Annotated in this window: 19 protein-coding genes; 5 read left to right on the top strand and 14 right to left on the bottom strand. The window is 70.4% G+C overall.

The genetic code is table 11. From position 1 onward, the window contains the following. Nucleotides 1-58: 58 nt before the first annotated feature. Entirely contained in the window at nucleotides 59-679 is a 621-nt protein-coding gene (locus ACFXPL_RS19895) for a heme-copper oxidase subunit III (RefSeq protein ID WP_384920822.1), read from the bottom strand. Between the two features lie 195 nt (nucleotides 680-874). Between ACFXPL_RS19895 and ACFXPL_RS19890 the strand changes: the two genes are divergently transcribed. Beyond that, nucleotides 875-1,276, top strand: a complete 402-nt coding sequence (locus tag ACFXPL_RS19890) for a hypothetical protein (protein ID WP_384920819.1) — start codon at nucleotides 875-877, stop codon at nucleotides 1,274-1,276. 188 nt (nucleotides 1,277-1,464) lie between these two features. On the opposite strand, the gene ACFXPL_RS19885 is transcribed toward ACFXPL_RS19890, so the two are convergent. The 4 genes from ACFXPL_RS19885 to coxB form a co-directional block, all read right to left on the bottom strand. Beyond that, nucleotides 1,465-2,715, bottom strand: coding sequence for an Ig-like domain-containing protein (locus ACFXPL_RS19885; protein WP_384920816.1), 1,251 nt, complete (start codon nucleotides 2,713-2,715; stop codon nucleotides 1,465-1,467). Nucleotides 2,716-2,823: 108 nt separating this feature from the next. Then, nucleotides 2,824-3,222 carry a cytochrome c oxidase subunit 4 gene (locus ACFXPL_RS19880; RefSeq protein ID WP_384920814.1) on the bottom strand — a complete coding sequence of 133 codons (399 nt, stop codon included), beginning with the start codon at nucleotides 3,220-3,222 and terminating at the stop codon, nucleotides 2,824-2,826. Then, nucleotides 3,219-4,964, bottom strand: coding sequence for a cytochrome c oxidase subunit I (gene ctaD / locus ACFXPL_RS19875; protein ID WP_384920811.1), 1,746 nt, complete (start codon nucleotides 4,962-4,964; stop codon nucleotides 3,219-3,221). Before ctaD ends, ACFXPL_RS19880 begins: the two co-directional genes overlap by 4 nt. Then, on the bottom strand, nucleotides 4,961-5,923 hold the full coding sequence (coxB, locus tag ACFXPL_RS19870) for a cytochrome c oxidase subunit II (protein ID WP_384920808.1): 963 nt from the start codon (nucleotides 5,921-5,923) through the stop codon (nucleotides 4,961-4,963). The genes ctaD and coxB overlap by 4 nt, the downstream gene beginning before the upstream one ends. Nucleotides 5,924-6,189: 266 nt before the next feature. On the opposite strand from coxB, the gene ACFXPL_RS19865 reads away from it, so the two are divergent. Beyond that, nucleotides 6,190-7,650, top strand: a complete 1,461-nt coding sequence (locus ACFXPL_RS19865) for a cysteine desulfurase/sulfurtransferase TusA family protein (protein ID WP_384920805.1) — start codon at nucleotides 6,190-6,192, stop codon at nucleotides 7,648-7,650. Nucleotides 7,651-7,693: 43 nt separating this feature from the next. Here the strand turns inward: ACFXPL_RS19865 and ACFXPL_RS19860 are convergent, their stop codons facing one another. Further along, on the bottom strand, nucleotides 7,694-8,668 hold the full coding sequence (locus tag ACFXPL_RS19860) for a carbohydrate kinase family protein (protein WP_384920802.1): 975 nt from the start codon (nucleotides 8,666-8,668) through the stop codon (nucleotides 7,694-7,696). Nucleotides 8,669-8,926: 258 nt separating this feature from the next. Between ACFXPL_RS19860 and ACFXPL_RS19855 the strand changes: the two genes are divergently transcribed. Further along, complete coding sequence (locus ACFXPL_RS19855; protein ID WP_384920799.1) at nucleotides 8,927-10,519, top strand: hypothetical protein; 1,593 nt, start codon at nucleotides 8,927-8,929, stop codon at nucleotides 10,517-10,519. Between the two features lie 131 nt (nucleotides 10,520-10,650). Here the strand turns inward: ACFXPL_RS19855 and ACFXPL_RS19850 are convergent, their stop codons facing one another. Next, nucleotides 10,651-11,007 (bottom strand): iron-sulfur cluster assembly accessory protein, encoded by a 357-nt coding sequence (locus ACFXPL_RS19850; RefSeq protein ID WP_329826308.1) that lies wholly within the window; start codon nucleotides 11,005-11,007, stop codon nucleotides 10,651-10,653. A 225-nt stretch (nucleotides 11,008-11,232) separates the two neighbouring features. Here ACFXPL_RS19850 and nadA point away from each other — a divergent pair, with 225 nt between their 5' ends. Then, on the top strand, nucleotides 11,233-12,444 hold the full coding sequence (gene nadA, locus ACFXPL_RS19845) for a quinolinate synthase NadA (RefSeq protein WP_384920796.1): 1,212 nt from the start codon (nucleotides 11,233-11,235) through the stop codon (nucleotides 12,442-12,444). Nucleotides 12,445-12,694: 250 nt separating this feature from the next. Next, a complete protein-coding gene (locus ACFXPL_RS19840) occupies nucleotides 12,695-13,867 on the top strand; it encodes a Bcr/CflA family efflux MFS transporter (protein WP_384920793.1) in 1,173 nt (390 codons plus the stop codon). Nucleotides 13,868-13,875: 8 nt separating this feature from the next. Here the strand turns inward: ACFXPL_RS19840 and ACFXPL_RS19835 are convergent, their stop codons facing one another. The 7 genes from ACFXPL_RS19835 to ACFXPL_RS19805 all read right to left on the bottom strand — a co-directional run bounded on the left by ACFXPL_RS19835 (nucleotide 13,876) and on the right by ACFXPL_RS19805 (nucleotide 21,338). Continuing rightward, nucleotides 13,876-14,385, bottom strand: coding sequence for a hypothetical protein (locus tag ACFXPL_RS19835; RefSeq protein ID WP_384920790.1), 510 nt, complete (start codon nucleotides 14,383-14,385; stop codon nucleotides 13,876-13,878). A gap of 232 nt (nucleotides 14,386-14,617) precedes the next feature. Next, on the bottom strand, nucleotides 14,618-14,926 hold the full coding sequence (locus tag ACFXPL_RS19830; protein ID WP_384920787.1) for a GntR family transcriptional regulator: 309 nt from the start codon (nucleotides 14,924-14,926) through the stop codon (nucleotides 14,618-14,620). A gap of 133 nt (nucleotides 14,927-15,059) precedes the next feature. After that, nucleotides 15,060-18,230: an efflux RND transporter permease subunit gene (locus ACFXPL_RS19825; protein WP_384920784.1), complete on the bottom strand. Its 3,171-nt coding sequence runs from the start codon at nucleotides 18,228-18,230 to the stop codon at nucleotides 15,060-15,062. A gap of 192 nt (nucleotides 18,231-18,422) precedes the next feature. Continuing rightward, entirely contained in the window at nucleotides 18,423-19,112 is a 690-nt protein-coding gene (locus tag ACFXPL_RS19820; protein WP_384920781.1) for a response regulator, read from the bottom strand. After that, the gene (locus ACFXPL_RS19815) at nucleotides 19,109-20,362 is read right to left on the bottom strand and encodes a sensor histidine kinase (protein WP_384920778.1); all 1,254 of its coding nucleotides are present in this window, start codon (nucleotides 20,360-20,362) and stop codon (nucleotides 19,109-19,111) included. The genes ACFXPL_RS19820 and ACFXPL_RS19815 overlap by 4 nt, the downstream gene beginning before the upstream one ends. A 57-nt stretch (nucleotides 20,363-20,419) precedes the next feature. Further along, entirely contained in the window at nucleotides 20,420-20,668 is a 249-nt protein-coding gene (locus ACFXPL_RS19810; RefSeq protein WP_384920775.1) for an SCO4226 family nickel-binding protein, read from the bottom strand. A gap of 385 nt (nucleotides 20,669-21,053) precedes the next feature. Further along, nucleotides 21,054-21,338, bottom strand: a complete 285-nt coding sequence (locus ACFXPL_RS19805; RefSeq protein ID WP_384920772.1) for a hypothetical protein — start codon at nucleotides 21,336-21,338, stop codon at nucleotides 21,054-21,056. Nucleotides 21,339-21,347 lie beyond the last annotated feature (9 nt).

Raw genomic sequence — 21,347 nt, 5'->3', positions numbered from 1 at the left:
TGCGTCGGTGCTTCTGGACTGTGTGCGTAGGGCGGCGCGCGTCGGGCGCGGCGCCCCGCTACTTGATCAAGTAGATCGTGGCGAAAAGGCCGATCCAGACGACATCGACGAAGTGCCAGTAATAGGACACGACGATGGCGGCGGTTGCCTGCTCGTGGGTGAACCTCTTGGCCGCGTAGGTCCTGCCCAGGACGAACAGGAACGCGATCAGACCCCCCGTCACGTGCAGACCGTGGAAGCCGGTGGTCAGATAGAACACCGAGCCGTACGGGTCGGAGGAGAGCGAGATGCCGTCCTTCTTGACCAGCTCGGTGTACTCGAGGACCTGGCCGCCGATGAAGATCGCGCCCATCACGAACGTGACCACGAACCACGCTCGGAGCTTCTTCACGTCACCGCGCTCGGCGGCGAAGACGCCGAGCTGACAGGTGAGCGAGGAGAGCACGAGGATCGTCGTGTTCGCCGTCGAGAACGGCACGTTCAGGGCATGGGCCATTTCCTTCCAGTACTCAGCCCCCATCACCGATCGCAGGGTGAAGTACATCGCGAAGAGGGCCGCGAAGAACATCAGCTCGGAACTCAGCCAAATGATGGTTCCGACACTGGTGAGGTTCGGCCGATTGACCGACGGGTGCGCGTGCCCGGTTTCTACTGTCGTTGCTGTCGCCACGACCGACATTATGTCGGTCGCTTATCCCGCGCTGACTCCCGGGGTGCCGTTCGGTGTGTCCATGGGCTGTGTCCAGCTCGAACAGCCCAGCGAAGGCCTGTCCTTACCCGTGCTGACACGGTGTCCGACGGAGTACGATCCGCGCATCGGTTCAGGGCCGTGGAGCCCTGGAGCCCCCGCAGACACCGATGTCACGGAGGAACAATGCAGCCGACCGCCACCGTGCTGGTCTACAGCGACGACGCGAACACCCGCGAGCAGGTCAGGCTGGCGGCGGGCCGGCGGCCGGCCGCCGATGTCCCACCGGTCACGTTCGTGGAGTGCGCGACCCTTCCCGCCGTCATCGAGCACCTGGACCGCGGCGGGATCGACGTCTGCGTGCTGGACGGCGAGACGGCCCCCGCGGGCGGGATGGGCGTCTCCCGGCAGATCAAGGACGAGATCTTCCACTGCCCGCCCGTGCTGCTGCTGATCGGCCGCCCGCAGGACGCCTGGCTGGCCACCTGGAGCCGCGCGGACGCCGCGGTGACCCTCCCGGTCGAACCGGTCGGCTTCGCGGACGCCCTGGCCTCCCTGCTGCGCTCCAGGCTCTCCGTGGAGGCCTGAGCCCGGCCCGCACGCACCGGACGGCGGACCCGGGGCTCAAAGGCCCCGGCGACCGCCGTCCGTGGGGCGCCAGGGCCTCTCCGGCACCAGGACCTCTCGGAGCCTAGTGCCTCTCGTTTGGATCTTGCCGGGCTCACGCGCCCGCAGCGACATCAGCCGCTGACGCGGCCAGATCCAAACGAAAGACCCTAGATCGCGGGGCGCAGCCGCGCCTGGTCGGCGGGTGAGCTGCCTTCCCTGGTGCCGGCCTGGAGGATGCTGCCCTTGCGCCAGTCGTCCCAGCTCACGTTCCAGTCGCCGTAGCCGTTGCCGAAGTCCTCCATGTAGTCACCGGCGCTGTTGATGACCTGGACGATGTCGCCCTCCTTGATGGTCTCGAAGAACCACGCGGCGTTGCCGGTGGACATGCCGGTGCAGCCGTGGCTGACGTTGGCCGCGCCCTGGGAGCCCACGGACCACGGGGCCGCGTGCACGTACTCGCCGCTCCAGGTGACCCGGGTCGCCCAGTAGACCGGCAGGTCGTACCCCTCGCCGCCGCCGATGCCGACGGTGGAGCCGCGCATCCGTACGAAGTACTCCTTGCCGAGCACGACCTTGATGCCGTTGCGGGTGGAGAAGCCCGGCTTCCCGGTGGTCACCGGGATGCTGTTGATCTCCTCGCCGTTGCGGTAGATCGTCATGGAGTGCGCCGAGGCGTCGGTGATCGCCTCGACCCTGTCGCCGATGGTGAGCTTCAGCGGCTTGGTGGCGCTGCCGTACAGCTTGTCCCCGATCTTCACCCCTTCGAGGTTGCTGACGGCGGTGATCTTGCTGTTCGCGGGCCAGTACTCCTTGGGGCGGAAGTGCATCGTCTCGTCGTCCACCCAGTGCCAGGTGCCGTCCTCGGCCGCGGGCGTGGAGCGCACCTTCAGGGAGCGTTCGATGACTTCCCTGGCCGCCTTGGACTTGACGGGCTCGCTGAGGGTGGCGGTGACCGGCTGGCCGACGCCGTACGTGCCCGCGTCGGGGCCGAACTCGACCTCCAGGGTCTTCTTCGCCTTCGCGGTGTCGAAGGTGAGCCGCCGGGAGCCGGGCTTGCCCTCCGCGTTCTCCGTGGCGACCCTGACGGTGTAGCGGGCACCGGCGGCCAGCGGGGCCGTGGAGTGCCAGCGCATCCCGTCGGCGGTGAGTTCACCCGCCAGGTAGTGGCCGCTCGCGTCGACGGCCGTGACGTCCGTGATGTGGCCGTCCCGGTTCTTGGAGATCACTTCGAGCGGCTTGTCGGGGTTCACCTTCTTGCCGCCCGGGGTGACGCTGAACACGATCTGGCCGTCGGCGTCGTACGGCTTGTCGGAGAGCGGGTGGGAGTCGGGGCCACCGCACGCGGTCGCACTCGCTCCGAGGGACACGACCAGTACGGTGCAGCTCAGGATGGCGCGCAGGCGTGGCGTGTGGTTCATGTGCTCACGTTAAGGAGATTCTCCGTCCGCAGCGCGACGGGTGACGCAAACGGGGGGCCCGGCCTCTCCTGGTCGGAGAGGCCGGGCCCCCTGAGTACGCCGTACGTGTTACTGGTTCTGGTTCTCACCGCGGTAGAACTCGAAGACCCAGCCCCACAGGCCGACCAGGATCAGCGGCAGGGAGAAGTACAGCAGCCACCAGCCGATGGCGATGGCCAGGAAGGCCAGCGCGCCACCGATGGCGAGCGAGAACGGCTGCCAGCTGTGCGGGGCGAAGAACCCGACCTCGCCGGACTCGTCCGCGACGTCGGCTTCCTTGTTGTCCTGTGCCAGCGCGTCCATCCGCCGGGCCGTGAAGGCCAGGTAGAAGCCGATCATCACGCTCAGGCCGAAGGCCAGGAACAGCGCCGTCGTACCGACCGGCTCCTTCGACCAGACGCCGTACACGATGGCCACGGCCAGGATGAAGACGCTCAGCCAGATGAACATCCTGCCTTGGATCTTCACTTGCCGGCCTCCTTGCCACCGGCGAGGGCGCCGGCCGCGGCCCCGTGGCCGGCGTTCTCAAGCTGGTCGAGTGCGGCGATCTCGGGGTGGTGCAGATCGAACGCGGGGGATTCCGAGCGGATGCGCGGCAGCGTGAGGAAGTTGTGCCGCGGCGGCGGGCAGGAAGTCGCCCATTCGAGTGAACGACCGTAGCCCCACGGGTCGTCGACCTCGATCTTCTTGCCGTACTTGGCGGTCTTCCAGACGTTGTAGAAGAACGGCAGTACCGACAGACCGAGCACGAACGAGCTGATCGTGGAGATGGTGTTCAGCGCGGTGAAACCGTCCGAGGCGAGGTAGTCCGCGTAGCGGCGCGGCATACCTTCGGCGCCCAGCCAGTGCTGGACGAGGAAGGTGCCGTGGAAGCCGATGAACAGTGTCCAGAAAGTGATCTTCCCGAGCCGCTCGTCGAGCATCTTGCCGGTGAACTTGGGCCACCAGAAGTGGAAGCCCGCGAACATCGCGAACACGACCGTCCCGAACACCACGTAGTGGAAGTGCGCCACCACGAAGTACGAGTCCGACACGTGGAAGTCCATGGGCGGGGAGGCGAGGATCACTCCGGTGAGTCCACCGAAGAGGAACGTCACCAGGAAGCCGACCGTCCAGAGCATCGGTGTCTCGAAGGACAGCGAGCCCTTCCACATCGTGCCGATCCAGTTGAAGAACTTCACGCCGGTCGGCACCGCGATGAGGAACGTCATGAACGAGAAGAACGGCAGCAGTACCCCGCCCGTCACGTACATGTGGTGCGCCCACACCGTCACCGACAGACCCGCGATGGAGATCGTCGCCGCCACCAGACCGATGTAACCGAACATCGGCTTCCGCGAGAAGACCGGAATCACTTCCGAGACGATCCCGAAGAACGGCAAGGCGATGATGTACACCTCCGGATGCCCGAAGAACCAGAACAGGTGTTGCCAGAGCAACGCCCCGCCGTTGGCCGCGTCGAACACATGCGCACCGAACTTGCGGTCCGCCTCCAGCGCGAAGAGCGCCGCCGCCAGCACCGGGAACGCCAGCAGGACCAGGACACCGGTCAGCAGCACGTTCCACGTGAAGATCGGCATGCGGAACATCGTCATGCCCGGCGCCCGCATGCAGATGATCGTGGTGATGAAGTTGACCGACCCCAGGATCGTCCCGAACCCGGAGAACGCCAGACCCATGATCCACAGATCGGCACCGATCCCCGGCGAACGCACGGCGTCCGACAGCGGGGAGTAGGCGAACCACCCGAAGTCAGCCGCACCCTGCGGGGTGATGAAACCGCTCACCGCGATCAGCGAACCGAAGAGGTACAGCCAGTACGCGAACATGTTCAGCCGCGGGAACGCCACGTCGGGCGCACCGATCTGGAGCGGCATGATCCAGTTCGCGAAACCCGCGAACAAAGGCGTCGCGAACATCAGCAGCATGATCGTGCCGTGCATCGTGAACGCCTGGTTGAACTGCTCGTTCGACATGATCTGCGTACCCGGGCGGGCCAGCTCGGCGCGCATGAAGAGCGCCATCACCCCGCCGATGCAGAAGAACGCGAACGACGTGATCAGATACATCGTGCCGATCGTCTTGTGGTCGGTGGTGGTCAACCACCGCACGACCACATTGCCCGGCTGTTTGCGCCGTACCGGCAGCTCGTTCTCGTACGAGTCCTCTGCTGCTGCGGCGGCACCCTGAGGTTCGTTGAGGATGCTCACAGTTTGTTCGTCTCCGCATTCCTGGCCGGATCCGTCTGCGCGATGCCCGACGGGATGTAGCCGTTCTGGCCCTTCTTGGCCAGCTCTTCCAGGTGCTTCTGGTAGCGCTCCGGAGAGACCACCTTGACGTTGAAGAGCATCCGCGAGTGGTCGACACCGCAGAGCTCGGCGCACTTACCGAGGAAGGTGCCCTCCTGGTTCGGGGTGACCTCGAAGGAGTTGGTGTGCCCCGGGATGACGTCCTGCTTCATCAGGAACGGCACCACCCAGAAGGAGTGGATGACGTCACGCGAGGTCAGGATGAACCGGACCTTCTCGCCCTTGGGCAGCCACAGCGTCGGACCCGGGTTGTTGGTCTGCGGGTTCCGCGTGCCGGGGACGCCGTAGTCGTAGACGCCCTCCGCACCCTTGGGGAAGTCCTTCGTGAACCGGTTGGGGATGGCGTCGAGCTCCTTGGGGACCTCGTTGCCCGTGGCGGGGTTGCCGTCCACGTTCTCGATGTAGTTGAAGCCCCAGCTCCACTGGTAGCCGACCACGTTGACCGTGTGGGCCGGCTTCGCGGAAAGGCTGAGGAGCTTCGACTCGTCCCGTGCGGTGAAGTAGAAGAGCACCGACACGATGATGAGCGGGACCACGGTGTACAGCGCCTCGATGGGCATGTTGTACCGGGTCTGCGGAGGTACCTCCACCTTGGTACGGCTGCGCCGGTGGAAGATGACGCTCCACACGATCAGTCCCCATACCAGTACGCCCGTGATGAGCGCTGCCGCCCACGAGCCCTGCCAGAGGGAGAGGATCCGGGGAGCCTCCTCCGTCACCGGGGTGGGCATTCCAAGGCGGGGGAAGTCCTTGTATGTGCAACCCGTGGAGGTCGCGAGGATCAGGCCCGCAGTCAGCACCTGTGGCAGCTTCCGCCGCATCGGGCGCCGCGACGAGCGGTCGGAGCCGTTGGGACTCACGTAGCGCCTTCCCGAGAGTCTCGCCCGCGCGACCGGCTGCGGCCGTCTCGTGGTCGGTCGCCGACCCTGACGCGGGCGGGGGTGTGGATGTTTATGCGGACCAAACCCTACTGGACGCGTTTTCAGGGTGTGCGGGGAGGGTGCCCAACGCGCCGCCCGACTCCTCGAAGGGGTGGACTGTGCTATTCCGAGGCGCCCGCGCGCCTCGAACGGCCGCCCCGGCTCCGCTTCTGACGCCCCCTCCGGCGGCGCGTTAGCGTGGCGGCGTGCCCTACTTCGACGCCGCATCCTCCGCCCCGCTGCACCCCGTGGCCCGGCAGGCCCTTCAGGCTTCCCTGGACGAGGGGTGGGCGGACCCCGCCCGGCTCCACCGCGAGGGGCGACGAGCCGGACTGCTGCTGGACGCGGCCCGGGAGGCCGCGGCGGAGGCCGTCGGCTGCCGCCCCGACGAACTCGTCTTCACTCCTTCGGGGACACATGCGGTGCACGCCGGGATGTCGGGCGTGTTGGCGGGCCGGCGGCGGGTCGGGCTCGGGGTGACGGTCTCCGCCGTCGAGCACTCCTCGGTGCTCCACGCCGCCGCCGCCCACGAGGCCGCGACCGGCGGCGCGGTGACCGAGGTGCCGGTGGACCGGTTCGGGGCGGTGATGCCCGACACGTACGCCGACGCCCTGCGCGAGGACACGGCGCTGGCCTGCCTCCAGTCCGCCAACCACGAGGTGGGTACGGAGCAGCCGGTGGCCGAGGTCGCCGAGGTGTGCCGCAGCCGGGGCGTCCCGCTGCTGGTGGACGCGGCGCAGTCGCTGGGCTGGGGCCCGGTGGAGGGCGCCTGGTCGCTGCTGACGGCGAGCGCCCACAAGTGGGGCGGTCCGGCCGGCGTGGGGCTGCTGGCCGTGCGCAAGGGGGTCAGGTTCGCGCCGCGCGGCCCGGCCGACGAGCGGGAGTCGGGGCGCTCCCCCGGCTTCCAGAACATTCCGGCGATCGTGGCGGCGGCGGCCTCGCTGCGCGCGGTGCGGGCGGAGGCGGCGGCCGAGGCGGTCAGGCTGCGGGCGCTGGTGGACCGGATCAGGGCGCGGGTGCCTGAGCTGGTGCCCGATGTGGAGGTGGTGGGGCATCCGGAGCGCCGGCTTCCGCACCTCGTGACGTTCTCCTGTCTCTATGTCGACGGGGAGGCGCTGCTCCACGAGCTGGACCGGGCGGACTTCTCGGTCTCCTCGGGGTCGTCCTGTACGAGCAGCACGCTGACGCCGTCCCATGTGCTGCGCGCGATGGGCGTGTTGTCGGAGGGAAACGTCCGGATCTCGCTGCCCTCGGGAACGCCGGAGGCGGAGGTGGACCGGTTCCTGGAGGTGCTGCCGGGGGTGGTCTCCGGCGTACGGGAGAAGCTGGGGGCTCCGGCCGGGTCCGGCGGGGGTGGGGCCGTGGAGCCGGACGCCGCGGCGGGTGAGACGGCGGGTCCGGTGGCGGATCCGGCTCGTACAGCGGGTCCGGCCGACGTGCGGGCCTCGCTGGTGGTGGACGCGCTCGGGCGGCGCTGTCCGATCCCGGTCATCGAGCTGGCCAAGGTGTTCGGCGAGGTGCCCGTGGGCGGGACGGTGACCGTGCTCTCGGACGACGAGGCGGCGCGGCTGGACATCCCGGCGTGGTGCGGGATGCGCGGGCAGGAGTACGTGGGTGAGCAGCCGGCGGACCACGGTGTCGCGTATGTGGTCCGCCGGGTGTCGTGAGGCCCGGGGGTGCTTGGGCCAAGTGCGCCCGGGCCAGGTGCGCCTACGCCAGGTGTGCCTGGACCTCTGCCGCCGCGTCGTGGCCGTACGCCTTGGTGAAGCGCTCCATGAAGCGCGTCCTGGCCAGGGTGTACTCCTGGGTGCCGACCGTCTCGATGACGAGGGTGGCGAGCATGCAGCCGACCTGCGCCGCGCGCTCCAGGCCGACACCCCAGACGAGACCGGAGAGGAACCCGGCGCGGAACGCGTCGCCGACGCCGGTCGGGTCGGCCTTCGCCTCCTCCTCCGGGCAGCCGACGAGGATCGGCTCCTCGCCGACGCGGTCGATCCGGACGCCGTTCTTGCCGAGCGTCGTGACGCGGTGGCCGACGCGGGAGAGGATCTCGGCGTCGGTCCAGCCCGTCTTGGCCTCGATGAGCCCCTTCTCGTACTCGTTGGAGAAGAGGTACGTGGCGCCGTCGAGGAGGGTGCGGATCTCCTCGCCCTCCATGCGCGCGATCTGCTGCGAGAAGTCCGCGCCGAACGGGATGGAGCGCGTACGGCACTCCTCGGTGTGCCGGAGCATGGCCTCCGGGTCGTCGGCGCCGATCACGACGAGGTCGAGACCGCCGACGCGGTCGGCGACCTTCTTCAGCTCGATCTGGCGGGCCTCGCTCATGGCGCCCGCGTAGAAGGAGCCGAGCTGATTGTGGTCGGCGTCCGTCGTACAGACGAAGCGCGCGGTGTGCAGGACCTCGGAGATCCGTACGGAGGCGGTGTCGACGCCGTGCCGGTCGAGCCAGGCGCGGTACTCGTCGAAGTCCTGGCCGGCCGCGCCGACCAGGATGGGGCCGGTGCCGAGCTGACCCATGCCGAAGGCGATGTTCGCGCCGACACCGCCCCTGCGCACCTCTAGGTTGTCGACCAGGAAGGAGAGGGAGACCGTGTGGAGCTGATCCGCGACGAGCTGGTCCGCGAAACGGCCGGAGAAGGTCATCAGATGGTCGGTGGCGATGGAGCCGGTGACTGCGATTCGCACGGCGTGAACGCTCCTGATGAGGGAGAACGGTGGACAGTTCACGCTACCGGTTCGCGGCACTCTCCCCTAAGCCGCAGTTCGGACCGCCCGGAACAATGTCGGCCACCCGGAAGAAGGCCCGATGGAATGTCCGGATAGGGCGTTCGCACCCGAACGGGGTAACTCCTGCCCCGGACGGCTCCACCGGGGAACCACACGCCGCCCTCTTCCGTCCCACCGGTGCCGGAGCACGGCACACGGAGACGAAGGAGCGCAGTGGTGACCAGCACGGAGCGGCCCGACGAGAACACAGCCGACGGCGCTGACCGCCCGCGCGGAAGGCGTTCACCGTTCGCCGTCGCCGCGGTGGCGACGGCGGTCCTGATCGCGGGAGGCGGGGGCGCGTATTTCGCCACGAGCGCCTTCGGCAACTCCGGCGGTGGAAGCGGCGCGAGCGGCGAGGGCGGTGGCGGTACGGGCGACGGGAACCCGCCGCCGCTCGCGCTGGACGCCACCGCGGCGGACCCGGGCCCGGGCCCTGGTACGGGCTCCGCGGACGCCCCTCCGCCCGCCATCGCGCCCGGTGAGCCGGATCCGCGCGGGGTGGTCTACCGCGCCACGGGCGAGCTGCCCGCGGGACCGGACACCGCCCGCGTCTACCGTACGAGCGGCACGGTCCCCGCGGCGGACGTGGCCCGGCTGGCGAAGGCGTTCGGGATGACGGGCGCGCCCCGGTCGGACGGCGCGTCCTGGAAGGTCGGCACGGACAAGGACGGCTCGGGCCCGCTGCTGCGGGTCGCCAAGCAGGCGCCGGGTGCGTGGACGTTCGCGGAGTTCGGCGCGGCGCCGGGCGGCGACAACTGCGTCAAGGGCAGGAGCTGCCCGAGCGGCGGCGGCGCGGGAACGGGCGCGTCGGGCAGCGGCTCCTTCGCGCCGGGCAGCGAGGACGGCGCGGTCGGCGAGGCGGCGGCGAAGAAGGCCGCGGCACCGGTGCTGAAGGCGCTGCGCCAGGACGACGCGGACATCGACGCGAGCCGGCTCATGGGCGCGGTCCGGGTGGTCAACGCGGACCCGGTGATCGGCGGGCTGCCCACGTACGGCTGGTCGACGGCTATCCAGGTGGACCCCGACGGCCGGGTGACCGGCGGTTACGGGCAGCTCACCACCCCGGAGCGGAGTGACGCGTATCCGGTGATCAGCGCGGCGGAGGCGCTGAAGGCGCTGAACAGGCCGGCGCGGGGCGCGGGTTCGGGCGCCGGTTCCGGCTCCGGCGCCGGCCGGATCGGCGGCTGCGCGACGCCGGTACCGCTGGACGAGAGCAGGGCGGCGACGGGAGCCGACGTACCGCCGGCGCTCCCGTGCGCGACGAAGAGCGGCGCGGCGGCAGAGAAGGCCCCGGAGTCCGTGGAGATCACGAAGGCGGTCTTCGGACTCGCGATGCGGTCGGTGGACGGACGCGGGGCGCTCGTACCGTCCTGGCTGTTCGAGGTGGCGCCGGGTGACGGCTCCGCGCCGTACACGGTCACACACCCCGCCGTCGCGCCGAAGTTCCTGAAGAAGGCGGCACCGAAGCCCCCGCCCGCGCACGAGGAGGCGCCCGGCACGTCCCCGGCGCCGCGCGCCACGTCGTACGAGGCCGACGGGCGGACCCTGACGGTGCACTTCACGGGCGGCGTGTGCAGCACGTACGCGGCGACGGCGGACGAGAGCGGCACGGCCGTGAAGGTGCGGCTGACCGTCACCGACCCCGACCCCGAGCGGGTCTGCATCGCCCTGGCCAAGGAGCAGTCCGTCAAGGTGACGCTGGACAAGCCGCTGGGCGACCGGCAGGTGGTGGAGACCACGACGGGCGAGAAGATCGCGCGCCACTGAGGCCACGCGGAGCCGGTGAGGGCCACCGCGTACATCGGTAAGGGCCGCGTACGTACACGCAAGGCGGCGGGGCTCCCCTGGAGGGGAGCGCCGCCGCCTTTCGTGTACGTGACCGCTGCCGCGGGTGAGTCCTAGCTGAAGGAGTCACCGCAGGCGCAGGAGCCCGTCGCGTTCGGGTTGTCGATCGTGAAGCCCTGCTTCTCGATCGTGTCGACGAAGTCGATCGAGGCGCCGCCCAGGTAGGGGGCGCTCATCCGGTCGGTGACGACCTTGACGCCGTCGAAGTCCTTGACGACATCGCCGTCGAGGGAGCGCTCGTCGAAGAACAGCTGGTAGCGGAGGCCGGAGCAGCCGCCGGGCTGGACCGCGACGCGCAGGGCGAGGTCGTCCCGGCCTTCCTGGTCCAGCAGTGCCTTCACCTTGCCCGCGGCGGCGTCGGACAGGAGGATGCCGTCGCTCACGGTGGTGGTCTCGTCCGATACGGACATCTGCTTCTCTCCCGGGTTGTACGGACTGCTTGCCGACAGTGCAACCTGCTCGGCCACGGATTCATTCCGGGCGCCGGCGCGTGTCTTTCCCTCCTTCATGCTCGCACACCGGGCGCCGGGCCGGAATGCGTCACATCGACGCTATGGCCATCGTCAACGTGACATGAAGCGGCTATGATAGATAGCGTCAATGAGACGAAAAGGCTCGTCTGCTGAGAAGAAAGGGTGCGTGACGTGACCACGGCCCAGCCCGTTCAGGATCTCGCCGTCCAGGATCTCGGCGTCCAGCCGACCCCCCTCGCCCTGCTGCTGCTCGGCAGGGAGGCCGACCCGCGCAGCGAGCGCGGCGTGGAGTGCCCCGGCGACCTGCCCTCCCCGTCCGACCCGGACCTGGTGGCGCGCGCCCGTGCGGCGAAGGAGAAGCTCGGGGAGAAGGTGTTCGTCCTCGGCCACCACTACCAGCGCGACGAGGTCATCCAGTTCGCCGATGTCACCGGCGACTCCTTCAAGCTCGCCAAGGACGCGGCGGCGCGGCCGGCCGCCGAGTACATCGTCTTCTGCGGTGTGCACTTCATGGCCGAGTCCGCGGACATCCTGACGACCGACGACCAGAAGGTCGTCCTGCCGGACCTCGCGGCGGGCTGCTCCATGGCGGACATGGCGACGGCGGAGCAGGTCGCCGAGTGCTGGGACGTGCTGACCGACGCGGGCACAGCCGAGCGGGTCGTCCCCGTCTCGTACATGAACTCCTCGGCGGACATCAAGGCGTTCACCGGCCGGCACGGCGGCACGATCTGCACCTCCTCGAACGCCGAGCGCGCGCTGAACTGGGCCTTCGAACAGGGCGAGCAGGTGCTCTTCCTGCCCGACCAGCACCTGGGGCGCAACACGGCGGTGCGTGACCTGGGGCTGTCGCTCGACGACTGCGTCCTCTACAACCCGCACAAACCGAACGGCGGCCTCACGCGGCAGGAGCTGCGGGACGCCAAGATGATCCTGTGGCGCGGCCACTGCTCGGTGCACGGGCGCTTCTCGCTGGACTCCGTACGTGACGTACGGGAGCGGATCCCCGGCGTGAACGTGCTGGTGCACCCGGAGTGCAAGCACGAGGTCGTGGCGGCGGCGGACCACGTCGGCTCGACCGAGTACATCATCAAGGCGCTGGAGGCGGCCCCGGCCGGCTCGAAGTGGGCGATCGGTACGGAGCTGAACCTCGTACAGCGCCTGGCGAATCGTTTCGCCCCGGAGGGCAAGGAGATCGTCTTCCTCGACCGTACGGTCTGCTTCTGCTCCACGATGAACCGGATCGACCTGCCGCACCTGGTGTGGACGCTGGAGTCGCTGGCCGAGGGCAACGAGGTCAACCGCATCCAGGTCGACAAGGAGACGGCGGAGTTCGCGCAGCTCGCGCTGGAGCGGATGCTGGCGCTGCCGTAGGCGGTGCGGTAGCCGTAAACGGAGCCGCTGCCGTGGGCGGGCGGCGTACGGAGACGGGGAGGACCCCCTCCCCGTACGCCGCCCGTCCCGTTCTCCGCTCCAGAGTGGCGATCACACCGGCCAGGTGTTCCGAGCCCCGGGGGTCATCCCCGCCCGCTCCGCCATGGCAGCCGGTTGGCCACACCAATCCCCCTGTTCGTCCCGGTTCTCTTCTCCCTTTTCCGTTCCGGACATCAGAGGTCGTCGTACCGTGCCCCGAAACCGGCTCACCGCCGCACTCGTCCTGCTCTGTTTCGTCGGTCCGCTCTCCACCGACATGTATCTGCCGGCCTTTCCCCGGATGGCCGCCGAGCTGCGCACGGACGCCTCGGGCGTACAGCTCACGCTCACCGCGTTCCTGGTCGGCATGGCGCTCGGCCATCTCGTGCTCGGCCCGCTCTCCGACCGTTACGGACGGCGGACCCCGCTGCTCGCGGGCGCGGCGGTCTGCACCGTGGCCACCGCGCTCTGCGCCCTCGCCCCCGGGCTCGGCGCGCTGATCGCGCTCCGGCTGGCCGCCGGGTTCAGCGGGGCCGCGGGGGTCGTCGTCGGGCGTGCCGTGGTCGCGGACGTCGCTTCGGGCGCGGCGGCGGCGCGGCTGCTGGGCGTGCTGATGACCCTGGCGGGCCTCGCGCCGGTCCTCGCCCCGCTCGCGGGCGGCGCGGTGATCGGCGCGGCCGGCTGGCGCGGGGTGTTCGGGGTACTGGCCGGGGTGTCGCTGCTGGCCCTGGCCGCCGTGGCCGTCGCCGTACCGGAGACCCTGCCGCGGGAGCGGCGCCGGGCGGGCGGGCGCGGCGCGTTGCTCCGTACGGTACGCACGGTGGCGGGCGACCGCGCGTACACCGGCTACGCGCTGACGTTCTCCTTCGCCTTCGGCGCGCTGTTCTGCTACGTCGCGGGGTCACCGTTCCTGCTCCAGGACGTGCTGGGGCTGGGTGTCGGCGTCTCGTCCGTGGTCTTCTCGGGCGGCGCGGTGGTCATGGCGCTCTCCGGCGCCGCGTCGGCGCGGCTGGTGGGCCGGGTCGCGCCGGAACGGCTGGTGCGGCGTGGTCTGCAGGCGCTGTGGGCGGCGGCGCTGGCGCTGCTCGCGGCGGCCGGATCGGGGGCGCCGGCGCTCGCCACGTATCTGCCGCTGGTGACGGTGTTCTGCGGCGGCCTGGGGCTGGTGCTGGCCAACGCGGCGTCGCTGGCGGTCGCGCGCGTCCCGGACGCGGCGGGCACCGGGTCGGCCCTGCTGGGTACGGCGCAGAGCGCGGTGGGCGCGGCGGTGGCGCCGCTGGCGGGTGTGGGCGGGGCGGGGTCGGCGGTGCCGGCGTTCGCGGGGATGGCGGTGTGCGGCGGGGTGGCACTCCTGGCGGCACGGAGTGCGGAGCGCGGCGGGTGACGGGCCTCTTACGGAGCGGTGTCGCCGTCGCCCTTGCCGCCGTCGCCCGCCGTGGACATACCACTCGCACGAGCGATGCCCTCGACCGTCCGTTCGTCGCTGCGACGCCTGCCCTGCTGGGCCTCCAACTTGTCCCGCATGGCCCGCAGTTTGGCCGGATCGGCGGCCACCTCAGGGGGGACCAGCGACATGGCGCCCTTGGTGTGCTCGCCGTCACCGAGATGAGCGACGACGTGGTCGGCCCGGTCCTCGTGACCGGGCTGTGTCGCGCCGATCAGACCCATCAGGCTGAGGAACTCCTGCTGGAGCTCCGGCGTGAACAACTCCCGCTCGGGGCCGTCCATGTGCAGCCGTACGGTGCCACCCCCGGCTTCGGCCCACATGCGGATGATCTCCATGAGCAGGTCGAACTGCTCGCCGGGCATCCGGGCCCGAAGGGTCTCCACGTAGAGCGCGTAGCGGGCGCGTGCGATGTCGGCGGGGTTCTCCTCGGCCGGGTTCTCGTACGCGTCGGGCATGGCCCCTCCTCGGTGAGGCTCCGTCAGTTCCGCGAGCTCCGCCCGCACCGGTGGCGGCGGGCTCCTTCGACGGTACCGCAACGAGTAGGGCACACCGTGCGGCGTGATGACGGATCAGGCCCCGGCCGGCCGCGCCGCGGACGGGCCCCGCGGTTCGCCGCCGCGTCCGTGGCGTTCACCGCGTCCTTCTGTCGGGCGAGCGTCCCGGACGGGTGTGCGACCACGTCGTGCGTCATGGCCCGGGCGCTGCCGAGGTAGCGGGCGGGGGCGCAGAGCTCCTTGCTGCGGGCGGCGCCGAGGGTACGTACCCAAACGCGGCCACCGGCCGGGTCCGTTCCACCCGCGTGCCCGTCCCCGGGTGGCGCGAGACGGGACCGCCCGTCTCCAGTTGCCGCAGGGCCCGGCGCGGGGTCTCCCGCGGCACCTTGCACGAGGAGGCCAGTTCGGGTTCGGCCGGGAGCAGGGAGCCGACGGCCCGCTCTCCGCCCGCGAGCCGGGACATGAGGTCGCTCGCGATGACCGCATACCGTGGCTCACCCACGACAGGCCCCCAGGGAAATCAGCAGGACAACAGGGGCGGAGTCCAGATCAGCCCGCCGACCGTCCGCTCAGCACAGTGCCCCGGAGCGGACCGCTGTGCGCGGCCGCTCCGGGGCACTCCCACCCGATCGGGGTCAGGCGTTCGCCGGCTCCGGGGTGTGCTCCGCGTCCGCGTCCTCAGAGGCGGGCGGGTTCTCGTTCGGGGCCCGCTTCGCGGCCTTCTTCTTCGCGCGGCGCTCCTTGCGGAGTTCCACCATCGCGTACAGCGTCGGCACCAGCAGCAGCGTCAGCAGCGTCGACGACAGCAGGCCGCCGATCACGACCACCGCGAGCGGCTGGCCGATGAAGCCGCCCTCGCCCGTGACACCGAGGGCCATCGGGATCAGCGCGAAGATCGTGGCCAGGGCCGTCATCAGGATCGGGCGGAGCCGGTGACGGCCGCCCTCGATGACCGCTTCCACGACACCCAGGCCCTGGTCGCGGTACTGGTTGATCAGGTCGATCAGGACGATCGCGTTGGTCACCACGATGCCGATCAGCATCAGCATGCCGATCATCGCCGGGATGCCCAGCGGCGTACCCGTCACGATCAGCAGCCCGATCGCGCCCGTCGCCGCGAACGGGACGGAGACCAGCAGGATCAGCGGCTGGATCAGCGACCGGAAGGTCGCCACCAGGAGCATGAACACGATCGCGATGGCCGCGAGCATGGCCAGGCCAAGCTTCAGGAACGCGTCGTCCTGGTCCGCCGAGACGCCGCCGATGGTGGCGGTGGCGCCCTCGGGCAGGTCCAGGGCGTTGATCTTCGTCTGGAGTTCGGTGCTGACCGCTCCCGTGTTGTCACCGACCGGCCGCGCGGTGATCGTCGCGGCGCGCGCGCCGTCGATCCGGGTCATCGAGACCGGCCCGGGGACCAGCTCGACATCGGCGATCTGACCGAGCTTCACCGGGCCGAGCGGCAGGTTCTTCAGCTCGGCGATCGTCGTGGCGGGCTTGTCGGAGGTGACGACGACATCGCGCTCACTGTCGTCCAGCATCGCCGTGCCGGACGGGGTGCCGCGTACGGCCTGGCCGACGGCCGCACCGAGCGTGGTGTCGCTGAAACCGGCTTCGGCCGCCTTCGAGTTGGCCTTGACCGAGATACGGGGGATGCTCTGCGCCAGGTCGCTCTCGACGTCGGTGACGTCGTCGAGACCGGCGACCGCGTCCCGTACCCGCTCCGCCGCCTTGTTGAGGGTGTCCGCCTCGGACGCCTTGACCACGACGCTCAGGTTCTGGTCGCCGAAGCCACCGCCCGCGCCGATCGTCGTGGTGCCGATGGAGTCGAGCTGGGCCAGCTCCTTCTCCAGGTGCTCCGTGGTCCGCTCGGACGTCGCCGCGTCCTTCAGGGTCACCTGGTACGACGCCTGGTTGGCGCCCGTACCGCCGCCGAAGGCCGCCATGAAGCCGGACGAACCGACGGTGACCTGGTAGTCCTTGACCTCGTCCGAGCCGGCGAGAACCTTCTCGACCTTCTTCGCCGCGGCGTCGGCCGTCTCCAGGCTGGTGCCCGGCGCCAACTCCTGCTTGATGGAGAGGACTTCCTGCTCGCCCTGGTCGAAGAAGTTGGTCTTGAGCAGCGGCGCCATGCCGAACGTGGCGAGCAGGACGACGACCGCGATGCCCAGGCTGGCGATCCGGCGCCGGGTCGCGAACCGGAGGACCGGGACGTACAGCCGCTGGAGCCTGCTGCTGGTCTCCTTCTCCTCCGCCAGGCGGCGCGCCTCGTCGGGGCCGACCCCGACGATCTCCTTCGGCGGCTTGAGGAACCAGTACGAGAGCACCGGGACCACGGTGAGCGAGACGATCAGCGAGGCGATCAGGGCCGCGGACACGGTGAGCGAGAACGAGCTGAACAACTCACCGACCATGCCGCCCACGAGGCCGATCGGCAGGAACACCGCGACGGTGGTGAGCGTGGAGGCGGTGACCGCGCCCGCGACCTCGCGGACCGCGGTGAGGATCGCCTTCTCGCGCTCCTCGCCGTAGCCGAGGTGGCGCTTGATGTTCTCCAGGACGACGATCGAGTCGTCGACGACGCGGCCGATCGCGATGGTCAGCGCGCCGAGGGTGAGCATGTTGAGCGACAGGTCACGCGTCCACAGCACGATCAGCGCGAGGACGATCGACAGCGGGATGGAGACCGCGGTGACGATGGTGGAGCGCAGCGACGCGAGGAAGACCAGGATCACGAGGACCGCGAAGAGCAGGCCGAGCGCGCCCTCGGTGGTCAGGCCCGAGATGGACTTGGAGACCTCGGGGCCCTGGTCGGTGACGACGGTGAGGGTGGCGCCGGCGCCGAGGTCCTTGCGGAGGTCGGGCAGCTTCTCCTTGACCGCGTCCGAGATGGCGACGGCGCTGCCGTCCTTGTCCATCGTGACGGCTACCGCGAGGCTGGGCTTGCCGTTCGTACGGGTCAGCGCGGTCGCGGCGGACTGGGTCTGCTCGACCTCGGCGATGTCACCGAGGCGTACCGGGGACGGTGCCGTACCCGCGCCGCCGGAGCCGCCGGCCGCGCCCGCGGCGGGTGCGATCCGCAGGTCCTCGATCTGCTTGAGGGAGGTGTAGCCGCCGCCGACCTGCACCGTACGGCTCTTGCCGTCCTCGGTGAAGGAGCCCGCGGGCATCGTCGCGCCGCCCGCCTTGAGGGCCTCGGAGAGCGACATGGCGTTGAGGCCCGCCGCGGCGAGCTTCCTGTCGTCGGGCGTGACGGAGACCTGGAGGTCCCTGACGCCGTCGACGGTGACCTGGCCGGTGCCCTCGATGTCCTGGAGGGCCGGGACGACGGAGCGGTCGAGCTGGTCGGCCAGCGCCTGCTGGTCCTTGTCGGAGGTGACGGCGAGGACGACGGTCGGGATGTCGTCCGTCGAGCCGGCGATGACCTGCGGGTCGACCGTGGCCGGGAGCTGCGACCTGGCGCGGTTCACGGCCTGCTGGACGTCGGCGACGAGCTGCTTCGTACCGCTGTCGCCGAAGTCGAAGCTCGCCATGACGAGGGCGTTGCCCTCGCTGGCGGTGGAGGTGACGGTCTGGATCCCGTCGACGGTCTTGATGGAGTTCTCAAGCGGTTCGACGACCTGCTTCTCGACCACATCGGGGGAGGCGCCCTGGTAGGGAGCGAGCACCGAGACCATCGGGAGTTCGATGGAGGGCAGCAACTGCTGCTTGAGCTGCGGTATCGCGATCGCTCCGAAGAGCAGCGCGATGATAGACATCAGCCCTATCAGGGCCCTTTGCGCGAGGCTGAATTTTGCCAGCCAGGACATGGGGTCTCTCTTCTGTGGTGTACGCGGCAGGCGGGCGGTGCGGCCCGGCCGTGGAGGCACGGCCTACGCCTCCGACGGAGGACGGCAACGGCCCTCTCCATACGATCAACCATTCGAGAGCCGGATCCGTCGCCCCAAGGTGCCTTTCCTTACGCCCCGCATACCGCGCCTGGAGTAGTCGGACCCGGTGTCCTACTCCACCCTTGGACGTACAAGGCCCGATTCGTAGGCGATGACGACAAGTTGGGCACGGTCCCGGGCGCCGAGTTTCGCCATCGCCCGGTTCACATGGGTCTTGACCGTCAGCGGACTGACTTCGAGGCGCTCCCCGATCTCGTCGTTGGAGTGGCCGCCCGCGACGAGGACGAGCACCTCGCGCTCCCGCACCGTGAGGGCCGCCAGCCGCTCGCTGTGGCGGGCCGCCGTCTCCTGGTCCTCCGGGCGTCCGGCGCTCTGCGCGAGGAAGGTGGCGATCAGGCCCTTGGTCGCGGCGGGCGACAGCAGGGCGTCGCCCGCGGCGGCGATCCGGATGGCGTTGAGCAGTTCGTCGGGCTCGGCGCCCTTGCCGAGGAAGCCGGAGGCTCCGGCGCGCAGCGACTGCACCACGTACTCGTCGACCTCGAAGGTGGTCAGCATGACGACATGCACGCCGGCCAGCTCCAGGTCGGCGCTGATCGTACGGGTGGCGGCGAGGCCGTCCGTACCGGGCATCCGGATGTCCATGAGGACGACGTCGGGTCGGGTGGCGCGGGCGAGCGCGACGGCCTGCGCGCCGTCGGCGGCCTCACCGACGACCTCCATGTCGGGCTCGGAGTCGACCAGCACGCGGAACGCGCTGCGCAGCAGTGCCTGGTCGTCGGCGAGCAGTACCCGGATCGTCACGCGTTCTCTCCCGTACGGTTCATGACCGGCAGTATCGCCTGGGTACGGAAGCCGCCGCCGTAGCGGGGTCCCGCGGTGAGGGTGCCTCCGAGGGCGGTGACGCGCTCGCGCATGCCGATGAGGCCGTGCCCGCCGCTGTCGCCGTCCGCCGCCGTCGCGTCCCCGGCGGCGGCGTTGCCCGTACCGTCGTCCAGGACGGTGATCTCCACGGTGGGGCCCACCCGTACGACGCTGACCTCGGCCTTCGCTCCCCCGCCCGCGTGCTTGCGCACATTGGTCAGGGCCTCCTGGATGATCCGGTACGCGGCGAGGTCGACGGCGGCGGGCAGTTCCCGCCCGGGGTCCGACGCGCCGTTCGCCGCGAACTGCACGGGCAGGCCCGCGTGGCGGAACGTGTCGAGCAGCCCGTCGAGCTGAGCGAGCCCCGGGGCCGGTTCCGTGGGGGCCGCCGGGTCACCGGACTGCCGGAGCAGGCCGACCGTGGCGCGCAGTTCGTTGAGCGCGGAACGGCTGGCCTGCCGTACGTGGGCGAGGGCTTCCTTGGCCTGGTCTGGCCGCTTGTCCATGACGTGGGAGGCGACGCCCGCCTGCACATTGACCAGCGCGATGTGGTGGGCGACGACATCGTGCAGATCCCGGGCGATCCGCAGCCGCTCCTCGGCGACCCGCCGACGGGCCTCCTCCTCCCGGGTGCGTTCCGCGCGCTCGGCGCGCTCCCGGATGGCGTCGACGAAGGCACGCCGGCTGCGTACGGCGTCTCCCGCGGCGCCCGCCATCCCCGTCCAGGCGAGGATCCCCAGGTTCTCCTGCGAGTACCAGGGCCCGGGGCCGAGCCCCATCGCCACCGCCGCGAGCACGCTCATGGTGGCGAACCCGACGCGCCAGGTGGTGGGGCGGTCGGTGCGGGCGGCGACGGTGTAGAGCGCGAGGACGGCGCACATGAACACCGGGGCGGGCGGCTGGGTCGTGATCAGTTCGATCAGGGTCAGCAGACCGGCGCCCACGAGGACGAGCATGGGCGCACGGCGCCGGAAGACCAGCGCGGCGGCACCGAGCACCACGAGCACGAGGCCGAGCGTGGTGGGGGTGCGGGCCTCGAAGGAGGGCACGCCGTCACCCCGGTGCGGCTCGGCGAACGAGCCGATGACCATGCAGACCAGGGCCCCTGCGGCGAGCACACCGTCGGCGGCGAGAGGATGGGCGCGGGCCCAGCGCCGCACACGCGCGAACACACTACCGAGAGAGGTCACGCCGCCCAACGGTACGGTGCGCGCCGGGCCCCCGGTGCCCGCCGGGGAAGACCGGTCTCACACGGCGAACGGTATGGGGTGGACCTCGTCCGCCCGGTGGCCGGCGCGCTCATGGACGCGCTGCACGGCCTCGGCCGAGGGCGCCTCGGAGAGGCAGAAGACATCGCCGGAGGCCGGGTCGGCCCAGGCGTGCTGGAAGTGGACGTTCTCCTGGCTCTCGACGGCGAGGTCGGCGTTGTGGGCCTCCCGGAGCTGGTCACCGGTGATGTCGCGCATGCCGTGGTGGATGTCCATGAACGTGGCCATCGGACTCGTACCTCCAACTGACTGGGCCCCCCTTATCGGGTCCTCTGCCCCCTTCTGAGCCCCCCCTGCCCTTCCATGGTGCGCCGGAGAGCACCCTGCCGCAGAACGGCCCCGGACCACGGGGTCCCGTCCCATCGCCGGGCAGTACGGCAACCTCACCGCAGCCGAGCCAGGCCACCCCTCACCTCACCGGCGCCGGGCAGCAGGGCAGCCTCACCGCCGCCGGCGAGTGAGCCGAAGGGGCGCGCCGCTGTCGAAAGGGAGAGCGCGCGCAGGTTCGTGAGGAACGAACGAACCGAGCACGGTCGACCGTCGGCAGTGGCATGAGGCGCCCCGGAGGCGAACCGAGCCCCAAAAAAAGGGAGCCCCGGAGGCGAACCGAGCCTTAAAAAGAGGCAGGGATCAGGCCGTCGTCGTTCAGGAGGGCCCTGACCTCCTCCAGCGTGGCGTCCGGGGACGGCAGGATCAGCTCCGACGGTTCCAGCGCGTCGGCGGGCAGTGGTTCGCCCAGTTCGCGCACCTTGGCCAGGAGCGCGTGGAAGGTGCGGCGGAAGCCGTCCTCGTCGCTGTTCCTGACCTCGGCCAGCAGTTCGTCGTCCAGTTTGTCGAGCGCGGTGAAGTGGCTGTCCGCCAGCTTCACCTGGCCCTCCCCCATGATCCGTACGATCATGACGATTCC

The sequence above is a fragment of the Streptomyces sp. NPDC059092 genome, assembly GCF_042756365.1.
Classification (GTDB): Bacteria; Actinomycetota; Actinomycetes; order Streptomycetales; family Streptomycetaceae; genus Streptomyces.
The sequence above is the reverse complement of the archived record's forward strand: the minus strand, read 5'-3'. Positions and strand labels throughout refer to the sequence as shown.